General features: G+C 69.7%; 20 protein-coding genes. 13 read left to right on the forward strand and 7 right to left on the reverse strand.

The window, feature by feature from the left end:
* Positions 1–142: 142 nt before the first annotated feature.
* The 3 genes from A9O63_RS15455 (at position 143) to A9O63_RS15465 (ending at position 1,883) form a co-directional block, all read left to right on the forward strand.
* Entirely contained in the window at positions 143–1,081 is a 939-nt protein-coding gene (locus A9O63_RS15455) for an alpha/beta fold hydrolase (RefSeq protein ID WP_069332746.1), read from the forward strand.
* A gap of 81 nt (positions 1,082–1,162) precedes the next feature.
* Positions 1,163–1,366 carry a PLD nuclease N-terminal domain-containing protein gene (locus A9O63_RS15460; RefSeq protein WP_002721784.1) on the forward strand — a complete coding sequence of 68 codons (204 nt, stop codon included), beginning with the start codon at positions 1,163–1,165 and terminating at the stop codon, positions 1,364–1,366.
* Positions 1,367–1,421: 55 nt separating this feature from the next.
* A complete protein-coding gene (locus A9O63_RS15465; protein WP_069332747.1) occupies positions 1,422–1,883 on the forward strand; it encodes a ferritin-like domain-containing protein in 462 nt (153 codons plus the stop codon).
* A gap of 42 nt (positions 1,884–1,925) precedes the next feature.
* Here A9O63_RS15465 and A9O63_RS15470 read toward each other — a convergent pair whose 3' ends face one another.
* Positions 1,926–2,348 (reverse strand): BLUF domain-containing protein, encoded by a 423-nt coding sequence (locus A9O63_RS15470; protein WP_069332748.1) that lies wholly within the window; start codon positions 2,346–2,348, stop codon positions 1,926–1,928.
* 69 nt (positions 2,349–2,417) lie between these two features.
* Entirely contained in the window at positions 2,418–3,005 is a 588-nt protein-coding gene (locus tag A9O63_RS15475) for a response regulator (protein WP_069332749.1), read from the reverse strand.
* 559 nt (positions 3,006–3,564) lie between these two features.
* Between A9O63_RS15475 and A9O63_RS23125 the strand changes: the two genes are divergently transcribed.
* From A9O63_RS23125 to A9O63_RS15505, 7 genes are read left to right on the forward strand one after another with little or no spacing between them, the layout of a single operon-like run.
* Positions 3,565–3,705 (forward strand): hypothetical protein, encoded by a 141-nt coding sequence (locus A9O63_RS23125; RefSeq protein WP_167354628.1) that lies wholly within the window; start codon positions 3,565–3,567, stop codon positions 3,703–3,705.
* A 12-nt stretch (positions 3,706–3,717) separates the two neighbouring features.
* On the forward strand, positions 3,718–3,804 hold the full coding sequence (kdpF, locus tag A9O63_RS15480) for a K(+)-transporting ATPase subunit F (RefSeq protein ID WP_002721789.1): 87 nt from the start codon (positions 3,718–3,720) through the stop codon (positions 3,802–3,804).
* A 7-nt stretch (positions 3,805–3,811) separates the two neighbouring features.
* Entirely contained in the window at positions 3,812–5,467 is a 1,656-nt protein-coding gene (gene kdpA, locus A9O63_RS15485) for a potassium-transporting ATPase subunit KdpA (RefSeq protein ID WP_069332750.1), read from the forward strand.
* 8 nt (positions 5,468–5,475) lie between these two features.
* Positions 5,476–7,503 carry a potassium-transporting ATPase subunit KdpB gene (kdpB, locus tag A9O63_RS15490; RefSeq protein WP_069332751.1) on the forward strand — a complete coding sequence of 676 codons (2,028 nt, stop codon included), beginning with the start codon at positions 5,476–5,478 and terminating at the stop codon, positions 7,501–7,503.
* A gap of 12 nt (positions 7,504–7,515) precedes the next feature.
* On the forward strand, positions 7,516–8,073 hold the full coding sequence (kdpC, locus tag A9O63_RS15495; protein ID WP_069332752.1) for a potassium-transporting ATPase subunit KdpC: 558 nt from the start codon (positions 7,516–7,518) through the stop codon (positions 8,071–8,073).
* A gap of 3 nt (positions 8,074–8,076) precedes the next feature.
* Complete coding sequence (locus A9O63_RS15500) at positions 8,077–10,740, forward strand: sensor histidine kinase (protein ID WP_069332753.1); 2,664 nt, start codon at positions 8,077–8,079, stop codon at positions 10,738–10,740.
* Entirely contained in the window at positions 10,737–11,423 is a 687-nt protein-coding gene (locus A9O63_RS15505; protein WP_069332754.1) for a response regulator, read from the forward strand. Before A9O63_RS15500 ends, A9O63_RS15505 begins: the two co-directional genes overlap by 4 nt.
* A gap of 93 nt (positions 11,424–11,516) precedes the next feature.
* Here A9O63_RS15505 and A9O63_RS15510 read toward each other — a convergent pair whose 3' ends face one another.
* The 4 genes from A9O63_RS15510 to A9O63_RS15525 all read right to left on the reverse strand — a co-directional run bounded on the left by A9O63_RS15510 (position 11,517) and on the right by A9O63_RS15525 (position 14,371).
* Positions 11,517–11,714: a CsbD family protein gene (locus tag A9O63_RS15510; RefSeq protein WP_069332755.1), complete on the reverse strand. Its 198-nt coding sequence runs from the start codon at positions 11,712–11,714 to the stop codon at positions 11,517–11,519.
* 106 nt (positions 11,715–11,820) lie between these two features.
* Positions 11,821–13,587 (reverse strand): sensor histidine kinase, encoded by a 1,767-nt coding sequence (locus A9O63_RS15515; RefSeq protein WP_069332756.1) that lies wholly within the window; start codon positions 13,585–13,587, stop codon positions 11,821–11,823.
* Positions 13,584–14,168: an RNA polymerase sigma factor gene (locus A9O63_RS15520; protein ID WP_069332757.1), complete on the reverse strand. Its 585-nt coding sequence runs from the start codon at positions 14,166–14,168 to the stop codon at positions 13,584–13,586. The genes A9O63_RS15515 and A9O63_RS15520 overlap by 4 nt, the downstream gene beginning before the upstream one ends.
* Positions 14,165–14,371 (reverse strand): NepR family anti-sigma factor, encoded by a 207-nt coding sequence (locus A9O63_RS15525; RefSeq protein WP_069332758.1) that lies wholly within the window; start codon positions 14,369–14,371, stop codon positions 14,165–14,167. The genes A9O63_RS15520 and A9O63_RS15525 overlap by 4 nt, the downstream gene beginning before the upstream one ends.
* Positions 14,372–14,473: 102 nt before the next feature.
* On the opposite strand from A9O63_RS15525, the gene phyR reads away from it, so the two are divergent.
* Positions 14,474–15,283 carry a response regulator PhyR gene (phyR, locus tag A9O63_RS15530; RefSeq protein WP_069332759.1) on the forward strand — a complete coding sequence of 270 codons (810 nt, stop codon included), beginning with the start codon at positions 14,474–14,476 and terminating at the stop codon, positions 15,281–15,283.
* Positions 15,284–15,296: 13 nt separating this feature from the next.
* Here the strand turns inward: phyR and A9O63_RS15535 are convergent, their stop codons facing one another.
* Positions 15,297–15,656, reverse strand: coding sequence for a hypothetical protein (locus A9O63_RS15535; protein WP_069332760.1), 360 nt, complete (start codon positions 15,654–15,656; stop codon positions 15,297–15,299).
* A 74-nt stretch (positions 15,657–15,730) separates the two neighbouring features.
* On the opposite strand from A9O63_RS15535, the gene A9O63_RS15540 reads away from it, so the two are divergent.
* Together A9O63_RS15540 and A9O63_RS15545 are read left to right on the forward strand one after the other, a co-directional pair.
* Positions 15,731–16,480 (forward strand): Crp/Fnr family transcriptional regulator, encoded by a 750-nt coding sequence (locus A9O63_RS15540; protein WP_069332761.1) that lies wholly within the window; start codon positions 15,731–15,733, stop codon positions 16,478–16,480.
* A gap of 97 nt (positions 16,481–16,577) precedes the next feature.
* Positions 16,578–17,072, forward strand: a complete 495-nt coding sequence (locus A9O63_RS15545) for a hypothetical protein (protein ID WP_069332762.1) — start codon at positions 16,578–16,580, stop codon at positions 17,070–17,072.
* Positions 17,073–17,341: the final 269 nt, after the last annotated feature.

The following is a 17,341-nucleotide window of genomic DNA, read 5'->3' on the forward strand; positions in this document are numbered from 1 at the left end:
GAACCTGCGGCGGATGGTCGCGCGGCACTGTGCGGCATTGACCCGGCAGCCTTGCGCCCTAGCTCACCGATTCGTGGGTGAGGTGAGTCTCCGCGGCCTCCGGGCAACGGCGAGGATCCTGTCGAGTTCCGAGCGGTGTATCATGCGCAGGGTCCGTCTTGTCCGTCTGCTGTTCGTGTTCAACCTCATGATTGCGGTCATGATGGGGGCGGGGATCGCGCTCTGGACGCCGGACCTGCCGCGGGCAGAGCTCGAGGGGCGCTATCTCGCCCGGCCCGGCGATCTGGCGACGGTGGCCGGCACCACGATCCACATGCGCGACCGCGGCCCGAAGGGCGCGCCCGCCGTCATCCTGATCCACGGCTTCGGCTCGAGCCTGCATACCTGGAGCGCCTGGCAGGACCGGATGGCCGCCACCCGGCGCGTCATCAGCTTCGATCTGCCCGGCCTGGGCCTCTCGCCGCCCGACGCGACCGGAGACTATTCCGACCGGCGGGTGGCCGAGATCCTGATCGCCATCATGGACCGCGCGGGCTTGCAGCAGGCCGACCTGATCGGCAACTCGATCGGCGGGCGCATCGCCTTCACCTTCGCCGCCGCCCACCCCGAACGGGTGCGCAAGCTCGTCCTCGTGTCGCCCGATGGCTACGAAAGCCCGGGCTTCACCTATGGCGAGGCGCCCGAGGTGCCGCTTCTTGCCGAGGCTCTCCGCTACTGGCTGCCGCGGCCGCTGCTGCGCCTGTCGCTCGGCATGGCCTATGCCGATCCCAACGTCATGTCCGATCAGATCGTCAGCCGCTATTACGACCTGATCCGCGCACCGGGTGTCCGCGAGGCGCTGATCGACAGGATGCGGCAGACCGTTCTCGTTCCGCCCGAAACGCTTCTGGCGCGGGTGCGCGCGCCGACGCTGCTGCTCTGGGGCGAGGAGGATGCGGTGATCCCGGTCTCGAACGCCCCGTCCTATGCGCGTGCGCTGCCCGATGTGCGGACCGTCCTCCTGCCCCGCATGGGCCATGTGCCGCAGGAAGAGGGGCCTGACCGCTCGCTTGCCCCGGTCGAGGCCTTTCTCGCCGGTTGACGCCGTCCTTCCGGCTTCACAGGAACCGGCGCAGGGTCAATGCGTTGGCCGGTACATGAGTTCGCACAGGGGATCCTGCACATGGAAATGAATATGTTTCAGCTTCGCGGCTTCGGCGGCCTGATCATCCTTGCGCTGGATCTCTGGGCCTTGGTATCCATTCTCGGCTCCTCCGCCTCGACCGGGCGGAAGGTGCTCTGGGCGCTGATCGTGATCCTGCTCCCGGTGATCGGCTTCATCCTGTGGCTGATCTTCGGGCCGCGCGGAGCCTCCCGCGGGATCTGACCGTCCCAGGTTCCGGCCCGCATGTGGGCGGGCCGACCAGAGGGAGAACGAGTGGATGGTCGGGATCAGATCCTACGGTGCGCCGGAACCCGCGGCGCTGGATGCCCTCGAGACGCTGCATCTGCGCTCCCTCGATGTCCTGGCCGGGTTCGAGACCATGGTCGACCGGGCAGAGCCCGCATTCCGGCCCACCGCCGAACGGTTTCGCGATCTGCACCGCGTTCAGTCCGACGAGCTGGCGGAGATGATCGCCCGCTTCGGACGCGAGCCCGAGAGCAAGGGCAGCCTCATGTCCACCGTCAATCGCGCGGTCGTCTCGCTGCGGTCGCTGGTGAACGGGGTCGATGGCAACATCATCGACCAGATCCAGGACGGGGAGCAGCATGTGGTCACCGCCTTCGACGATGCGCTGGGCGAGGGGCAGCCGATCGACGTGACCGCGCGCCTCCGGTCGATGCGACGCGAACTGTGCCTCCTCCTGTTCGAGACCCAGGCCGCCGCCGCGACGGGCCGGTAGGACACCCGCCTTCGCCTCCTGCACCGGATGCAGCAGCGCGCGTCAGCCGTTTGCGGCTGCGTCTCCCCTCGACAGACGCGCGGCGATGGTCCGGTGGAGTTCCGTCACGTCCTCGGGGCCACTCAGATCCAGCCGCTCGAGGCCCGGCGCGAGAGCGCGAAGTTCCTCGCGGGACACGATCCTCATGGACCAGTCCGGGAAGCGGCGCGCCGCGATCCGCTCGAAGCCGAAGGCGAGGATCTCCTGGTGCCGGGGGTCTGCGGAGATCAGGCGGAAGAGCTCGTCGCAGGCGGCGCGCGGCCCTTCGATGGTCTGGACGAAATGGACGCCGTTGTAGAGCAGGATGCCGGTGATGCCGAGGCGCAGGTTCCTGACCCGGGCGGCCCGCATGATCTGCACGATCTGCGCGGTCGGATCGGCGAGCCGCGCCCGGCTTCGATAGGTCAGGGATACCAGCTCATCCATGGCGCGAGTGTGGAGAAGCCTGTGGCCGCTGCAAGGGCAAAATGCGGGACGAGCGGCGTGGCTGCCGCCTCAGTTCAGGTGCCGGCCGCGGCTCGAGCGGCTGGCCTCCTGCAGGAGGTCGATCAGCCGCTGCCGCAACTCCTCGTCGCGCTCGGGCATCCGGCCGGGTGTCTCGATCAGGGCGCGCAGCGCGCTCTCGACCAGCCGGTCGGCCGAGGGCCCGTCCGGCATCAGCTGGCGGGCGTGCAGACGCAGGTCGCGCACGAGGCGGTCGAGATCGGCCGAGGCCGTATGGTCGGCCCGTTCGATCTGGCGGGCCAGCTGGCGCAACATCTCGCGCGCGCCGCAGGGCTTGTTGAAGAGCGTCACGCGGCGGAACCGCTCGGGCAGCGCCGTGCGATCGGCCGCGGTGCAGAAGACGAAGGGCACGCTGCGGTTCAGCAGGCAGTCCGCCAGCTCGTAGCTCTGCTCCGACCCGAGCCTTATGTCGAGGACGGCGGCATCCACCTCGTCGAGCCTGTGGATCGCCTCGTGAATGTCGGAGAAGGGCCCGATCACCCGATGGCCCATGCGGCCAAGATCCCGGGCCAGGCCCTGCGCCTGTATGTAGTCGTCTTCGATCACCAGAATGCGAAGGGACAGGGCAACATCTTGCATCGAGAACCTCTTGGGGCTGATGCGGGCTGAACCGGATCGGCGGCCCGAAGTTCCGAGCGGCGGCGGAGTCCGGCGGATGGCGGACACGGGCTCCACGGCTCTGCATCCTCTCGGAGCCGATTGGGGGCGAGCCAATTAGGCGGTCTGGGCTTCCGAGCGGCGGCGGGATCCGGTCGATGGCGGAAACGGGCTCCACGGCTTCGAACCCTCCCGGAGCGGATGCGGGACGAACCGGATCGGTGCCTTGGGGCGCCGAGCGGCGGAGGGCTCTGGTGACTGGCGGGACCGGGCCTCGCGGCTGCCGCAGGACGCGCACGGACGAGTGCTCCTGACACTGGCCGAGGGCCCACCCGAGGATGCCATGCCTTCGGCAGGTGCCGAAAGTTGACAGCCGTACAGCCGTCAGAGCGAGGACAGGCTGGCGCAGGGCGCCAGGCATCGAGGAGAGGCGACCCGTCGGCGAGGGAGGGGCCGGTCGGCCGGGGCGGATCCCGCATCCCGCAACCGCCTCCCGGCCTGTGCCTTTACGCGCCCTTTACGGAGAAGTGCCTTATCCCGAATGGCGCCCTTACGCGGCTTCGGGAGAGCCTTCCGCCATGACTTTCAGGAGCGGAAGATGACCGACCTTGCCTATCTCGTTCTGGGCCTCGGAGGCTTCGCGGCCTTCGCCGCCCTTGTGGCGGCCCTCGGGCGCAGCTGAGGAGACCCACCCATGTTCGAACCCATCCTGGGCCTCGCGGTCGCCGCGGGCCTCTTCGTCTATCTCGTGGCGGCGCTCGTCCGCCCCGACCGGTTCTGAGGGTCCCATGTCCGAGATCTGGGGCCTTCTGCTGTTTCTTGCGGCGCTGGCGGGGGGCGGCTGGCTGCTCGGCTCCGGCATGGCGCGCCTTTACGCGGGCGACGGCCTGCCTGCCGGCCGGCGCCTCCTCGGGCGGAGCGCCCGGCCGCAGGGCTGGGCCGCCTATGCGATGGCCGTGCTCGCCTTCAATGCCGCGGGCTTTCTGGCGCTCTATGCGCTGCTGCGGCTGCAGGGCCTCCTGCCGCTGAACCCCGACGGGGTGGCGGGCATGGCGCCCGACCTCGCCTTCAACACCGCGCTGAGCTTCGTCACCAACACCAACTGGCAGGCCTACAGCGGCGAGGCGCAGCTCAGCTACCTCGCGCAGATGCTGGGCCTGACGGTGCAGAACTTCGTCTCCGCGGGCACCGGCATGGCGGTGGGCGTTGCGGTGATCCGCGGCTTCACCGGGCCCGCGGGCGAGAGCCTCGGCAACTTCTGGACCGACCTCTCGCGCTCGGTGCTCTGGGTGCTCCTGCCGCTCTCCGTCGCGCTCGCGCTCATCCTCATCCTGCAGGGCGTGCCGCAGACGCTGCTCGGCGCCGTGCGGGCCACGACCCTCGAGGGGGCCGAGCAGATCATCGCCCGCGGCCCGGCCGCGAGCCAGATCGCGATCAAGCAGCTCGGCACCAACGGCGGCGGCTTCTTCGGGGTCAATTCGGCCCATCCGTTCGAGAACCCGACGATCCTCTCGGACCTCGTGCAATGCTATGCGATCCTCGTGATCCCGGTGGCCTTCTGCTTCCTCTTCGGCCGCATGGCGGGCGACGGGCGGCAGGGGCGGGCCATCTTCGCCGCCATGTCGGTCCTGTTCCTTGCGGGGCTGGCCCTCATCCTGTGGCAGGAGAGCGCGGGCAATCCGCTGATGGCGCTTTCGGGCGGCAACATGGAGGGCAAGGAAATGCGCTTCGGCCCGATCCTGTCGGGCCTCTGGGCGGCGGCGACCACGGCGGCCTCGAACGGCTCGGTCAATGCCATGCACGACAGCTTCCTGCCGCTCTCGGGGCTCGTGATGCTCGTGAACATGCAGGTGGGCGAGGTGATCTTCGGCGGCGTGGGCTCGGGCCTCTACGGGATGCTGCTCTATGTCGTGCTCGCCGTCTTCCTCGCGGGGCTGATGGTGGGGCGGACGCCCGAATATCTCGGCCGGCGCATCGAGGCGCGCGAGGTGGTGCTGGCGGTTCTGGCCTTCCTGTCGATGCCGGTGGGCATCCTCGCGGGAGGGGCGCTCTCGGCCAGCATTCCCGCCATGGCGGCCTCGGTGCAGGAGGCGGGCCCGCACGGGCTGTCCGAGATCCTCTATGCCTATTCCTCGGCCACGGGCAACAACGGCTCGGCCTTCGCGGGCTGGAATGCGGCGACGCCCTGGCAGACGACGGCGCTGGGCCTGCTCATGCTCTTCGGCCGTTTCGCGATGATCGTGCCGATGCTCGCCATCGCGGGATCGCTCGTCCGCAAGACGCCCGCGCCCGCCACGGCCGGCACCTTCCCCACCCACGGGCCGCTGTTCGTGACGCTGCTCGTGCTGACCGTCGCCGTCTTCGGCGCGCTCACCTTCTTTCCCGTCCTGGCGCTGGGACCTCTGGCCGAACAGGCCGCCCTCGCCGCCGGACAGAGCTTCTGAGGCAGATCATGTCCCGACATCCCAGACCCGAGGCGCGGCTCGCAACCCTCGCGCCAAGAGCCCTCCGTCAGTCCTTCGTCAAGCTCGACCCGCGCAGCCTGTCGCGCAACCCGGTGATCTTCACCACGGCCGTGGTGGCGGCCCTGACCACCGTCCTCGCCCTCCCGGCGCTGGCGACCGATCCGTCCCGCGGCCTTACGGCGCTGCATGTCTCGGCCTGGCTCTGGATCGCGGTGCTGTTTGCGAATTTCGCCGAGGCGCTGGCCGAGGGCCGGGGCCGGGCCCGCGCCGACAGTCTGCGCGCAAGCCGCTCCGAGACGCCGGTCAAGCTCCTCGCCTCGGCCGAGGCCGCGCCCGCGAGCGCGACCCTCGTGCCCTCGGCGGGGCTCAGGAAGGGCCAGATCCTGCTCGTCGAAGCGGGCGACCTGATCCCGGCGGATGCCGAGGTGATCCGCGGCGTGGCCTCGGTGGACGAGAGCGCCATCACCGGCGAGAGCGCCCCGGTGATCCGCGAGAGCGGCGGCGACCGCTCGTCGGTGACGGGGGGCACGCGCATCGTCTCGGACAGTCTCGTGCTGCGCGTCACCGCCGAGCCGGGGCGCAGCTTTCTCGACCGGATGATCGCGCTGGTCGAAGGGGCGGAGCGCAAGAAGACCCCGAACGAGATCGCGCTGAACATCCTGCTCGCGGGGCTCACGCTGATCTTCCTGATCGTGGTCGTGACGCTCGAGCCTTTCGCGCGCTTCTCGGGCGCGACCATCCCGGTCGTGTTCCTCGCGGCGCTCTTCGTCACGCTCATTCCCACCACCATCGGCGGCCTTCTCTCGGCCATCGGCATCGCGGGGATGGACCGGCTGGTGAAGGCCAATGTCATCGCCAAGTCGGGCCGCGCGGTCGAGGCGGCGGGCGACGTGGACACGCTTCTGCTCGACAAGACCGGCACGATCACCTTCGGCAACCGCATGGCCGACCGGTTCGTGCCGGCCGAGGGCGTGAGCCTGCGCGAGCTGGCCGACCGCGCGATGCTCGCCTCGCTCGCCGACGAGACGCCCGAGGGCAAGTCCATCGTCGAGCTGGCCCGCGCTCAGGGCGCCACGGCGGTGCCCGAGGGGCTGGCCGTGGCCTTCTCGGCCCAGACGCGGCTGTCGGGCGTGGATCTGGGCGATGTCGCGCTGCGCAAGGGGGCGGTCGATGCCGTCCTGCGCCACACGGGCCGGGTGCCCGATGCGCGGGTCGCGGCCGAGGTCGAGGCCATCGCCCGGTCGGGCGGCACGCCGCTGCTCGTCGCGGAGGGCAGCCGCATCCTCGGCGCGGTCCATCTGAAGGATGTGGTGAAGCCCGGCGTGCGCGCCCGCTTTGCCGACCTGCGCCGCATGGGGATCCGCACGGTGATGATCACGGGCGACAACCCCCTGACCGCCGCCGCCATCGCAGCCGAGGCCGGGGTCGACGATTTCCTCGCCGAGGCCACACCCGAGATGAAGCTCGACTATATCCGGCGCGAGCAGGCGCAGGGCCGGATGGTGGCCATGTGCGGCGACGGCTCGAACGACGCCCCGGCGCTGGCGCAGGCCGACGTGGGCGTGGCGATGAACTCGGGAACGCCCGCCGCCAAGGAGGCCGCGAACCTGATCGACCTCGACAGCGACCCCACCAAGCTCATCGAGGTGGTGATGGTGGGCAAGGAGCTGCTCATCAGCCGCGGCGCCCTCACCACCTTTTCGGTGGCCAACGATGTGGCGAAATATTTCGCCATCCTGCCGGCCATGTTCGTGGCGGCCTATCCGGGCCTTCAGGCGCTGAATGTCACGCGTCTGGCCAGCCCCGAAAGCGCGATCCTCTCGGCCGTGATCTTCAACGCCTTGGTGATCGTGGCGCTGATCCCGCTGGCGCTGCGCGGGGTGGGCTATGCGCCCGCCTCGGCCGCGGCCCTGTTGCGGCGCAATCTGACGATCTATGGTCTGGGCGGACTGGTCGTGCCGTTCGTGGGGATCAAGATCATCGACATGGGCCTCGTGGCCCTCGGCCTCGCCTGAAAGGAGCCTGCCATGATGACCCATCTCCGTCCCGCGCTGGCGAGCCTTCTGGCGCTGAGCCTGCTTACCGGCGTGGCCTATCCGCTGGCCCTGACCGGCCTCGCCGCCGTCATCGCCCCCGACCGCGCCGCGGGCAGCCTGATCCTGCGCGAGGGGCAGGTCGTGGGCTCGGCCCTGATCGGGCAGGGCTTCGACGAGCCGGGCTATCTGCACCCCCGTCCCTCGGCGAGCGGCTGGAACGCGGCCGGCACCTCGGCCTCGAACCTCGGGCCGACCTCGGCCGCGCTGCTGGCCCAAGTGCAGGAGCGGCAGGCGGCCTATGAGGCGCAGAACGGCGCCTCCGCTCCGGTCGATGCGGTCACCGGCTCGGGCAGCGGGCTCGACCCCCATGTCTCGCCCGCCAATGCCCGGGCGCAGGCGGCCCGCATCGCCCGCGCCCGCGGCCTGGAGGAGGCCGCCGTCCGCCGCCTGATCGAGGCCCATGTCGAGCCGCCGCTGCTGGGGCTCTGGGGGCAGGCGCGGGTGAATGTTCTGGCCGTCAACCTCGCGCTCGACGCGGCCGGGGCCTGATCCATGGCGGACGAGGATCTCCGTCCCGAACCCGAGGCGCTTCTGGCGGAAGCCGCGCGCGAGGGCAGGGGGCGGCTCAAGATCTTCCTCGGGGCGGCGCCGGGCGTGGGCAAGACCTTCGCCATGCTCGAGGCCGCCCGCCAGCGGCTGCGCGAAGGCACCGACGTGGTGGCGGGCGTGATCGAGACCCACGGCCGCGCCGAAACCGAGGCGCTGGTCCATGCCCTTCCCGTGGTGCCGCGCCGCCCCGGCTACTACCGCGGCCGCATCCTCTCCGAGATGGATCTCGACGCGCTGCTGGCCCGGCGGCCCCGGCTTGCGCTGATCGACGAGCTGGCCCACACGAACCTCGAGGGCAGCCGGCACGAGAAGCGCTGGCAGGATGTCGAGGAGGTGCTGGCCGCGGGCATCGACGTCTGGACCACGCTCAACGTCCAGCATGTCGAGACGCTGAACGATGCGGTGGCGCGGATCACCGGCATCCGCGTGCGCGAGACGGTGCCCGACCGGATCCTCGACACCGCCGACGAGATCGAGCTGATCGATCTCTCGCCCGAGGATCTGATCGCGCGGCTGCGCGCGGGCAAGGTCTATGTGCCCGAGCAGGCGGCGCGGGCGGTGCAGAACTTCTTCGCCAAGGGCAACCTGACGGCGCTGCGCGAGCTGGCGATGCGGGCCGCGGCCGACCGGGTGGATGCGCAGCTGCGCGAGCACATGGCCGCCAATGCGATCCCCGGCCCCTGGCCCGCGCAGGAGCGCCTCCTTGTCTGCGTCTCGGACAGTCCCGCGGCGCGGAATGCGATCCGGGCGGCCAAGCGGTCGGCGGATCGGGCCCGGGTCGAGTGGATCGCCCTGTCGGTGACCTCGCCCCGGATCGAGACCCTGCCCGAGGGCGCGCGCGACGATCTGGCGCTCGCGCTGAGGCTGGCCGAGCGGCTGGGCGCCACGGTGGCGAGCCTGCAGGCCGGCGGCGACGTGGCGCGCGAGATCCTCGATTTTGCGCGCCGGAACAATGTCCGCCGCATCATCGTGGGGCGTCCCCGCCCAAGGTCCGCGCTCCACGCGCTCGTTCATCCGTTTCGCGAACGGGTGGCCGAGCGCCTGCTGCGGCTCGGGACCGAGTTCGAGGTGACGCTGGTCTCGGCCGAGCCCGGACGCGCGCGGCCGCAGGGCTGGCACCTGCCCGCCCTGTCCTTCCCGGCGACGGGCTGGGCCTTGCTCGCCACCGCGCTGGCCTCGGGCGCAGCCTGGATCGTGGACCGGATGCTGCCGGTGGCGAGCCTCGCGCTCCTCTTCATGACGGCCGTCCTCGTGGTGGCCACGCGCTTCGGGCGCTGGGCCTCGGCCCTGACCGCCGTCTCGGGCTTCTTTGCCTACAACTTCTTCTTCACCGAGCCGCGGCTGACCTTCACCGTTCACTATCGCGACCAGATCCTGACGCTGGGCCTGTTCCTTGCCGCCTCGCTGCTGACGGGGGGCCTTGCGGCCGAACTGCGGGCGAGGGTCGATGCGCAGCGCGCGGCCGCCGACCGGATGGGGAAGCTCTACGATTTCAGCCGGCGCGTGGCGGCCGCGGCGGCCTTCGACGATGTGGTCTGGGCCGCCGTCAGCCATGTGAGCATGACGCTGGCCTGCCGCACCGTGCTTCTCGTGCCCGAGGGAGAGCGGCTTGCGGTCGCCGGAGGCTTTCCGCCCGAGGACCGGCTGGAGCTGCGCGACATGTCGGCCGCGCGCTACGCCTGGCAGCGGGGCGAGGAGGCGGGCCGCGGGTCGGCCACGCTGCCCGCGGCAGACTGGCTCTTCCTGCCGATCCGGGCGGGCGAGCGGCGGCTCGGGGGGGTGGGCGTGGCCTATGAGGGCGGGCGCAGCTTCTCGCCGGTGGACCGCCGCCTGCTCGATGCGCTGATCGATCAGGTGGCGCTGGCGATGGAGCGGGTGCGTCTGGCCGAGGATCTGGAGGGCGCGCGGCTGGCGGCCGAGACCGACCGGCTTCGGACGGCGCTTCTCTCGTCGGTGAGCCACGATCTGCGCACACCGCTCGTGACCATCATCGGCGCCGCCGGCAGCCTTTCCGAACCGGGGGCGCTTCCGCCCGAGGCCCAGCAGGCCCTGGCCGAGACGATCCGCGAGGAGGGCGAGCGACTCGACCGCTACGTCCAGAACCTGCTCGACATGACCCGGCTCGGCCACGGGGCGCTGAAGCCCGCGGCCCGGCCCTCGGATCTGGCCGAACTGGTGGGTGCCGCGCGCACGCGCCTCGCCGCCGTGCTGCGGGGTCACCGGATCGGGACCGATCTGCCGCCCGATCTGCCCGCCGTGCTGGTCGATCCGGTGCTGACCGAGCAGGTTCTGGTCAATATCCTCGACAATGCCGCCAAATATGCGCCTCCGGGCAGCCCGATCACCCTCGCGGCCCGGCTTGACGCGGGGCGGGTGGTGCTGTCGGTTGCCGACGAGGGGCCGGGCATCCCGCCGGCCGACCGCGAGAAGGTCTTCGACATGTTCTACCGCGTCGCGGGCACTGACCGGCGGAGGGCGGGCACCGGGCTGGGCCTCGCCATCTGCCGCGGCCTTCTCGAGGCGCAGGGCGGCACGATCCGGGCCGAGGCCGCGCGGCCGGACGGGCAGGGGACGCGCATCCTCCTGACCCTGCCGGTGGCGCCGTGACCGGGCCTGCGCGCATCCTGATCGTCGATGACGAGCCGCCGATCCGGCGCTTCCTGCGCGTGGCGCTGGAGGCCGAGGGCCATCTCGTGACCGAGGCCGCCAGCGTGCGCGAGGGGATCGACCGTGCCGCGCTCGATGCGCCGGCGCTGGTGATCCTCGACCTCGGCCTGCCCGACGGCGACGGGATCGAGGTGCTCCGCACGGTCCGGGGCTGGTCGCAGGTGCCGGTGATCGTGCTTTCGGTGCGCAGCGACGAGGCGGGAAAGGTGGCGGCGCTCGATGCGGGGGCGCAGGATTATGTGACGAAGCCCTTTGCGACGAGCGAGTTCCTGGCCCGGATCCGCGCGCTCCTGCGCGACCGGACCGGGCCCGCCGCGCCCTCGGTCCTCTCGGTGGCGGAGCTCGAGATCGACCTCGCGGCCCGGAGGGTCAGCGTCGCGGGAGCCGAGGTGAAACTCACGCGGCGCGAGTTCGATCTTCTGCGGCTTCTGGCCTCGCAGCCGGGGCGGCTCGTCACGCAGGCGATGATCCTGCGCACGATCTGGGGGCCCGCGCACGAGGAGGACAGCCAGTATCTGCGGGTCTATATCCGCCAGCTCCGCGCCAAGCTCGGCGACGATGCGGCCGATCCGCGCTGGATCTTCACCGAGCCCGGCATCGGCTACCGGTTCCGCAACCGCTAGACCGGCCCCGCGGTTAGGGAGACCCGCGCGAGCGGGCCTTCCGGCATGAAAAGGGCCCGCCGAAGCGGGCCCTGTCGTGCGTCCTGAGTGACCTCAGAGGCCGCGCATCCAGTCGTCGACCTTGCGCTCGGCATCGGCCTTGTTGTCGCCGTATTTCGTCTGGAGGAGGCCCACCATGCGCTCACGGTCGCCGGCCACTTGGTCCAGCTCGTCGTCCGTGAGCTCGCCCCACTTGGCGCGGGCCTCGCCCTTGATCTGCTTCCAGCGGCCGGCAATCTGATCCCAATTCATGTCGATTACTCCTTTAACGGTTCCCATATCGGGCTGCCGGGAAAACTCCCGGACGCCCGTGCGAGTTCCGCTGTTCAGGATCACGAAGAAGCGCGGACCCGTGAGGTCACGGGGCCTCGGCGGCGCTCTCGTTGCGCGCCTCGGCATCGGCGAGGGGGCGGATCTCGAACCGGACGCTGAGGCTGTGGCTCGTCTCGGTCTTGTCGATCCTGACCTCGCCGCCGATCTGCTGCGCGAAGCCCGCCAGAAGCTGCGCGCCGAGCCCGGTGCCCATCGCCGTCGTCTCGGCCGACGGCGGCTCGGTCCCGAGGCTGTTGGTGACATCGAGCACTGCCATCGACTTTTCCTCGCGGTGGAGCGACACGTCGAGCCGCGGCGTCTCGCCCGCGGGCGCGCCGGCATATTTCATCACATTGGTCAGGGCCTCGGTCAGCAGGAGCGCCAGCGGCACCGCCTGATCGGGGGTCAGGCGCACGTCGCCGAACGAGGTGTGGACGGCGATCCGGCGCCCGGGGCCCGTCGCGAGATTGACCACCTGCCGCACGATGTCGGACAGGAGCTCGTCGGCGCGGATGTCGGTGAGGCCGGTCGTCTGATAGAGGCCGCGGTGGATCGTGGCGAGGCTCATCACCCGGTCCTGCAGCCCCTTCATCAGCCCCTTGGCCTCGGGCGTGCGGGCCTGACGCATCTGCATGTTCATGATCGAGGCGATGAGCTGGAGGTTGTTCTTCACGCGGTGATGGACCTCGCGCAGCAGAACCTCCTTCTGGTGCACCATGTCCTCGAGTTCGGCCTCGTCATGCAGGATCGTGTCGGTCATGCGCGCGAAGGCCTCGGCCAGTTCCCGGATCTCCTGCGGCGCATCGGCGAAGTCCAGCGGATCGACGACCCTGCTGCCCTTGGCGAATTCGAGGATCGCCTCGCGGAGGCGCCGGATCGGCTGGGGCATCATCCGCTCGGCCGCGAGCCATGTGACGAGCAGGCAGGCCAGCCACATGAGCGAGGGCAGCGCGAACGACGGCAGCGCCCGGATCCAGAGCCCGGCGTCGCCGCCCGCGGGCCAGGAGCCAAGGGCATAGAGGCGGCCGGCGATGATGGGCACGACCGAATAGACCCGTTCGGCGCCCGACTCGGTGGCCGCGGTGAAGGCGAGGGTTCGCGCCTCGCCGGTCAGCGCGGCAAGGGCGCGGTCGCGCGGCAGAAGGCGCCCCCCCCTCTCGAAGCCCACCGAGGAGGTCAGGATCTCGCCGGCGCCGTTGAAGGTCATGAGAACCGGCGGCACCTGCCCCGGAGCTGCGGCACTCTCCCGGCTCAGAAGGGCGCTGTGCGCGAGCGAAATCGCCAGCACGCCGAGCTGCCGCCCGCCTGAATCGATGACCGGGTTCGTGGCGACAACCACCGACTTCCCCGAGACCGGCCCGTTCGGATCGATCTGAAGCGTAGGCTCGCCCGCCTGAAGCGCCGCGGCGGCCAGCTCGTTCCCCGAAAAATCCATCTCGCGGCCGAAGGAGGAGCAGGTCATCCGCCCGTCATTGTCGATGAAGCCGATGGCGGCGTAGCTCTGCGACCCCATCTGCACTTCGCGAAGCGCGGTGTTGCACGCATCCCCCGTCGCAAGCAGCGGGCGCACGACCTCGGCCAGAGCCGCGGCTGCGCCCTGGGCCTTCTGGATCAGCCGCACCTCGTGCTCGGCTGCCCGCATGGTCTCGCCGGTGAGGGCTGCCTCCGACCGCGCCTCCGCCTCCCTCAGCACCGCATGGGATTGCAGCACCGAGATCGCGCCCAGAGGCAGCAGGGCGGCGGCGAGCAGAAAGGCCATCCGTGACCCGATCCTGTCCCCGTAGCGCCGCCGCAGCCCGGCGAAGAAGGTCATGCAGCCGTCATCCCCGACCGCGACATGACCGCGAGCGTCTGTCCGTCCACACCCGAGAAGATCTCCTCGCCCTTCTCGAGGCCGAGAAGCTCGGCGAGCCGCGCGCGGGCGCGGTTGGCGCGGCTCTTCACGGTGCCGACGGCGACGCCCATCATCTGCGCCGCATCCTCGTAGGCGAAGCCCGAGGCGCCGACGAGGATCAGCACCTCGCGATGCTCCGGCGAGAGCTGGTCGAAGGCCGCGCTGAAGTCCGAAAAGGCCAGATGCCCGTCATGGGCGGGCTTGACGAAGAGCGACGCCGCATGGACCCCCTCGGGATCGGGCACTTCGCGCCGATGCTTGCGCTTGTCGGAGTAGAAGGTGTTGCGCAGGATGGTGAAGAGCCAGGCCCGCAGGTTGGTGCCTTCGGTGAACTTGTCGAAGTTCGTCCAGGCCTTCACGATCGTGTCCTGCACGAGGTCGTCGGCGACGGCCACGTTGCGGGTGAGGCTGATGGCGAAGGCGCGCAGCGCCGGCAGATGCTCGGGAAGCTCATCGCGCGGATCGCGATGCTCGCCCGGAGCCTTCGAAGTCTGCGTCATTTTCCGGTTCCCTTCTGCCGCAGCTGGTCGAGCAACATGGCGAAGCGATCGGGGACTTCCTGAACAAGGGCCTCCTCGTAAACGCGTCTCAGGTTCTCGTCGATCTGCTGCTGCAGCTCCTTCCGGCTCTTGCCCTTGGTGTTGTCTCCTCCCTTGGCCGTCGCCTTGTCCGGCGATGCCTTGGGTTCTGTCGATTGCGCCATGGAAACTGCCACGCCCTTCACAAAAGTTGATAAGATCCCCGGAACCGAACGCGGGCACCGGCGTTCGGTTCCCAAGAATGTTGCAGCCAGGGGACCTTGTATATGACCTCCGACACGACGCCCGACCTCGCCAGTGTGATCGGGACCAACCTGCCGTATCTGCGCCGCTATGCGCGCGCGCTGACCGGCAGTCAGGAGACGGGCGATCGCTACGCCGCCGCGACCCTCGAGGCCATTCTGGAGGATACGCACATCTTCGAGGCGACCGAAAGTCCGAAGGTGGCGCTGTTCCATGCGTTCCATCTGGTCTGGGCCAGTGCCGGCGCGCCGCTGGGCGAGCCTGACAGCCGGCTCTCGCAGCGGGCGCAGGATCACATGTCGCGTCTGACGCCGAACACGCGCGAGGCGTTGCTGCTTCATGCGATCGAAGGGTTCCACCACGAGGAGATCGGCGCGATCATGCAGATCGACGCCGGCGAGGCCGCGGAGCTGATCGAGATCGCGCAGCGCGAGATGGCGAACTCGGTTGCCGGCCGCATCATGGTCATCGAGGACGAGGCGATCATCGCCATGGACATCGTGGCGATCGTGCGGGAGATGGGTCACGGTGTCACCGGCATCGCCCGCACCCGGACGGAAGCCGTGGCGCTGGCCGCCAAGGAGCGTCCGGATCTGATCCTGGCCGACATCCAGCTTGCGGACAATTCCTCGGGCATCGACGCGGTGAACGACATCCTCAAGCAGTTCGAGGACATCCCGGTCATCTTCGTCACCGCCTTCCCCGAGCGGCTGCTGACGGGCAAGCGCCCCGAGCCGGCCTTCCTCATCACCAAGCCCTACTCCGAGGATCAGGTCCGCTCGGCTGTCAGCCAGGCCATGTTCTTCTCCTCGACCGAAACGCTCAACGCCTGACGGGCATGGGCGTTCAGTCCGCCTCCTGGTCGCGCCGCTCTTCGGCGGCGCGTTCCAGAAGGGCAAGGACGGCATCGCTCGTGAAGGGGCGCGACAGGATCCACCAGTCGGCGCCCTCTCCCGCCTCCTCGGCCTCTTCGCCGAGAAGGACCAGTCGGGTGCCGTTGCGCAGGAGCGCCTTGATGGCGGGATGCGCCAGCGCCTTCTCCGGCGAAAGTCCCACGAAAGCCACACGCGGCTGGCAGGTCGGGCCGAGGTCCTCGGGCTTGCGCCCGACGATCACCTCTGCCTCCGGATCGTGGTCGAGGATCGTCTGCGCAAGATCCTGCGCCACGACCACATGTTTCAGAGCGACGAAATAGCAGGAGCGCACCTTGTCCCGGCCTCGATCAAATGGATTTGCGCCCCCTATGCGCCCATTCTTCCGCCGCTGCATTAAACTGTGACATGTTCATGTCCGATCCTGACTCCACAATCGCCAATTGCCGAACCTGCCCGCTCCGGCGGAAACAGCTGTTCCTTCCCTTCTCCGAAAGCGAGCTCTCCTTCATGGAGCAGTTCAGGGTGGGTGAAATGGTCGTCGCGCCCGGCATGACCCTCCTTGAGGAGGGACAGGGCAGCGCGCATCTTTTCACCGTCCTGAGCGGGCTCGGCATCCGGTCCACCATGCTCGAGAACGGCCGGCGTCAGGTCATCAACTTCCTCTTCCCGGGCGATTTCATCGGCCTGCAGGCCGGTCTGGCGGGAGAGATGCGCCATTCGGTCGAAAGCACGACCTCGATGGTGCTCTGCGTCTTCAACCGCGCGGATCTGTGGGACCTGTTCCGCGAACAGCCCGAGCGCGCCTACGACCTCACCTGGATCGCGGCGGTCGAGGAGCATTTCCTGGGCGAGACCATCGCCTCGCTCGGCCAGCGGGACGCGACCGAGCGGCTGGCCTGGGCGCTGCTGCGCATCCACGAGCGGCTGTCGGCCATCGGCCTCGCCGAGCGGGGCCGGGTGCCGATGCCCTGGCGGCAGCAGGATCTGGCGGATGCGCTGGGTCTGTCGCTCGTTCACACCAACAAGACGATCCGCCGCCTGCGCGAGACGGGCCACGCGCTCTGGGCGGGGGGCACCCTGTCCATCGACCGCGAGCGGCTCGCGGCGCTGGCGCTGGTCGATCCCGACCGTCCGCGCCGCAGACCCCTGATCTGACAGGCGGCAGGGAACCGCGGGCGGATTTCCGCGTTCTTTTCCCACAGGATGGGCGGGACCATCGCCCGCGTCCAACTTTCAAGTTCGGAGATAATCAATGTACGGGAAGACCCTTGCGGCCGCCCTTCTGGGCGCGGCTCTGACCTTGCCTGCGCTGGCTCTGGCCGATGCGCCGATGATCAAGTCGATCGACGTCGAAACCTCGCTGAACGATCTGAGCAACGCTGAGGCCGCGGCTTACTGGAAGTCGCTCGACACCGACCTCGAGACCGCCATCGCCGCGCAGCTCGTCGGCCGCCTCGGCGACGAAGGCATGGACATCAAGATCGACATGAACGAGGTGGCGCTGGCCAACTTCTTCCAGTCGGCCGTGGGCTCCGCCGAGAGCACCATGTCGGGCACGGTCAACGTGATCGACCTGAACAACAACACGAACTTCAACACGTTCGATCTCACGGTGACGATGGCCCAGGCCCTGCCGATGATGCCGCCGGGCACCGATATCACCGTGATCCCGCCGACCAGCGACGAAGTCTATGCCGGCATGGTCGCGACCTTCGCCGCCGCGGTGGTCGAGCGCATCGACGGCTGATGCCAGGCTCCTCGACCCGCTCCTCGGGGCGGGTCATGCACGACCCAGGGCGGCGCCTCCGGCGCCGCCGTTCGTTTTGACGACGGGTGTGGCGAAAGACCTGTCATCAGGCCGGCGCGCCGCATCATGATGGTCTGGAAACGAGACGCGCCGCCAGCAGGGGAGGGAAAACCCTGGTGGCGGCGCTCGGCCCGCGGCAGTTCAGGGCAAGGCGTCGGGGAAAGCGCCAGCCGCGGGATTGAGGGATGAACACTCTCCAAAAGAGGAAG

This window comes from Cereibacter johrii (genome assembly GCF_001720585.1).
GTDB lineage: Bacteria > Pseudomonadota > Alphaproteobacteria > Rhodobacterales > Rhodobacteraceae > Cereibacter_A > Cereibacter_A johrii.

What these genes read in the sequence shown, in the direction of transcription:
- A9O63_RS15455 (WP_069332746.1), top strand. Translation starts at nt 143, where the DNA reads ATGCGCAGGGTCCGTCTTGTCCGTCTGCTGTTCGTGTTCAACCTCATG.
- A9O63_RS15460 (WP_002721784.1), top strand. Translation starts at nt 1,163, where the DNA reads ATGGAAATGAATATGTTTCAGCTTCGCGGCTTCGGCGGCCTGATCATC.
- A9O63_RS15465 (WP_069332747.1), top strand. Translation starts at nt 1,422, where the DNA reads ATGGTCGGGATCAGATCCTACGGTGCGCCGGAACCCGCGGCGCTGGAT.
- A9O63_RS15470 (WP_069332748.1), bottom strand. Translation starts at nt 2,348, where the DNA reads ATGGATGAGCTGGTATCCCTGACCTATCGAAGCCGGGCGCGGCTCGCC.
- A9O63_RS15475 (WP_069332749.1), bottom strand. Translation starts at nt 3,005, where the DNA reads ATGCAAGATGTTGCCCTGTCCCTTCGCATTCTGGTGATCGAAGACGAC.
- A9O63_RS23125 (WP_167354628.1), top strand. Translation starts at nt 3,565, where the DNA reads ATGGCGCCCTTACGCGGCTTCGGGAGAGCCTTCCGCCATGACTTTCAG.
- kdpF (WP_002721789.1), top strand. Translation starts at nt 3,718, where the DNA reads ATGTTCGAACCCATCCTGGGCCTCGCGGTCGCCGCGGGCCTCTTCGTC.
- kdpA (WP_069332750.1), top strand. Translation starts at nt 3,812, where the DNA reads ATGTCCGAGATCTGGGGCCTTCTGCTGTTTCTTGCGGCGCTGGCGGGG.
- kdpB (WP_069332751.1), top strand. Translation starts at nt 5,476, where the DNA reads ATGTCCCGACATCCCAGACCCGAGGCGCGGCTCGCAACCCTCGCGCCA.
- kdpC (WP_069332752.1), top strand. Translation starts at nt 7,516, where the DNA reads ATGATGACCCATCTCCGTCCCGCGCTGGCGAGCCTTCTGGCGCTGAGC.
- A9O63_RS15500 (WP_069332753.1), top strand. Translation starts at nt 8,077, where the DNA reads ATGGCGGACGAGGATCTCCGTCCCGAACCCGAGGCGCTTCTGGCGGAA.
- A9O63_RS15510 (WP_069332755.1), bottom strand. Translation starts at nt 11,714, where the DNA reads ATGAATTGGGATCAGATTGCCGGCCGCTGGAAGCAGATCAAGGGCGAG.
- A9O63_RS15515 (WP_069332756.1), bottom strand. Translation starts at nt 13,587, where the DNA reads ATGACCTTCTTCGCCGGGCTGCGGCGGCGCTACGGGGACAGGATCGGG.
- A9O63_RS15520 (WP_069332757.1), bottom strand. Translation starts at nt 14,168, where the DNA reads ATGACGCAGACTTCGAAGGCTCCGGGCGAGCATCGCGATCCGCGCGAT.
- A9O63_RS15525 (WP_069332758.1), bottom strand. Translation starts at nt 14,371, where the DNA reads ATGGCGCAATCGACAGAACCCAAGGCATCGCCGGACAAGGCGACGGCC.
- phyR (WP_069332759.1), top strand. Translation starts at nt 14,474, where the DNA reads ATGACCTCCGACACGACGCCCGACCTCGCCAGTGTGATCGGGACCAAC.
- A9O63_RS15540 (WP_069332761.1), top strand. Translation starts at nt 15,731, where the DNA reads ATGTTCATGTCCGATCCTGACTCCACAATCGCCAATTGCCGAACCTGC.
- A9O63_RS15545 (WP_069332762.1), top strand. Translation starts at nt 16,578, where the DNA reads ATGTACGGGAAGACCCTTGCGGCCGCCCTTCTGGGCGCGGCTCTGACC.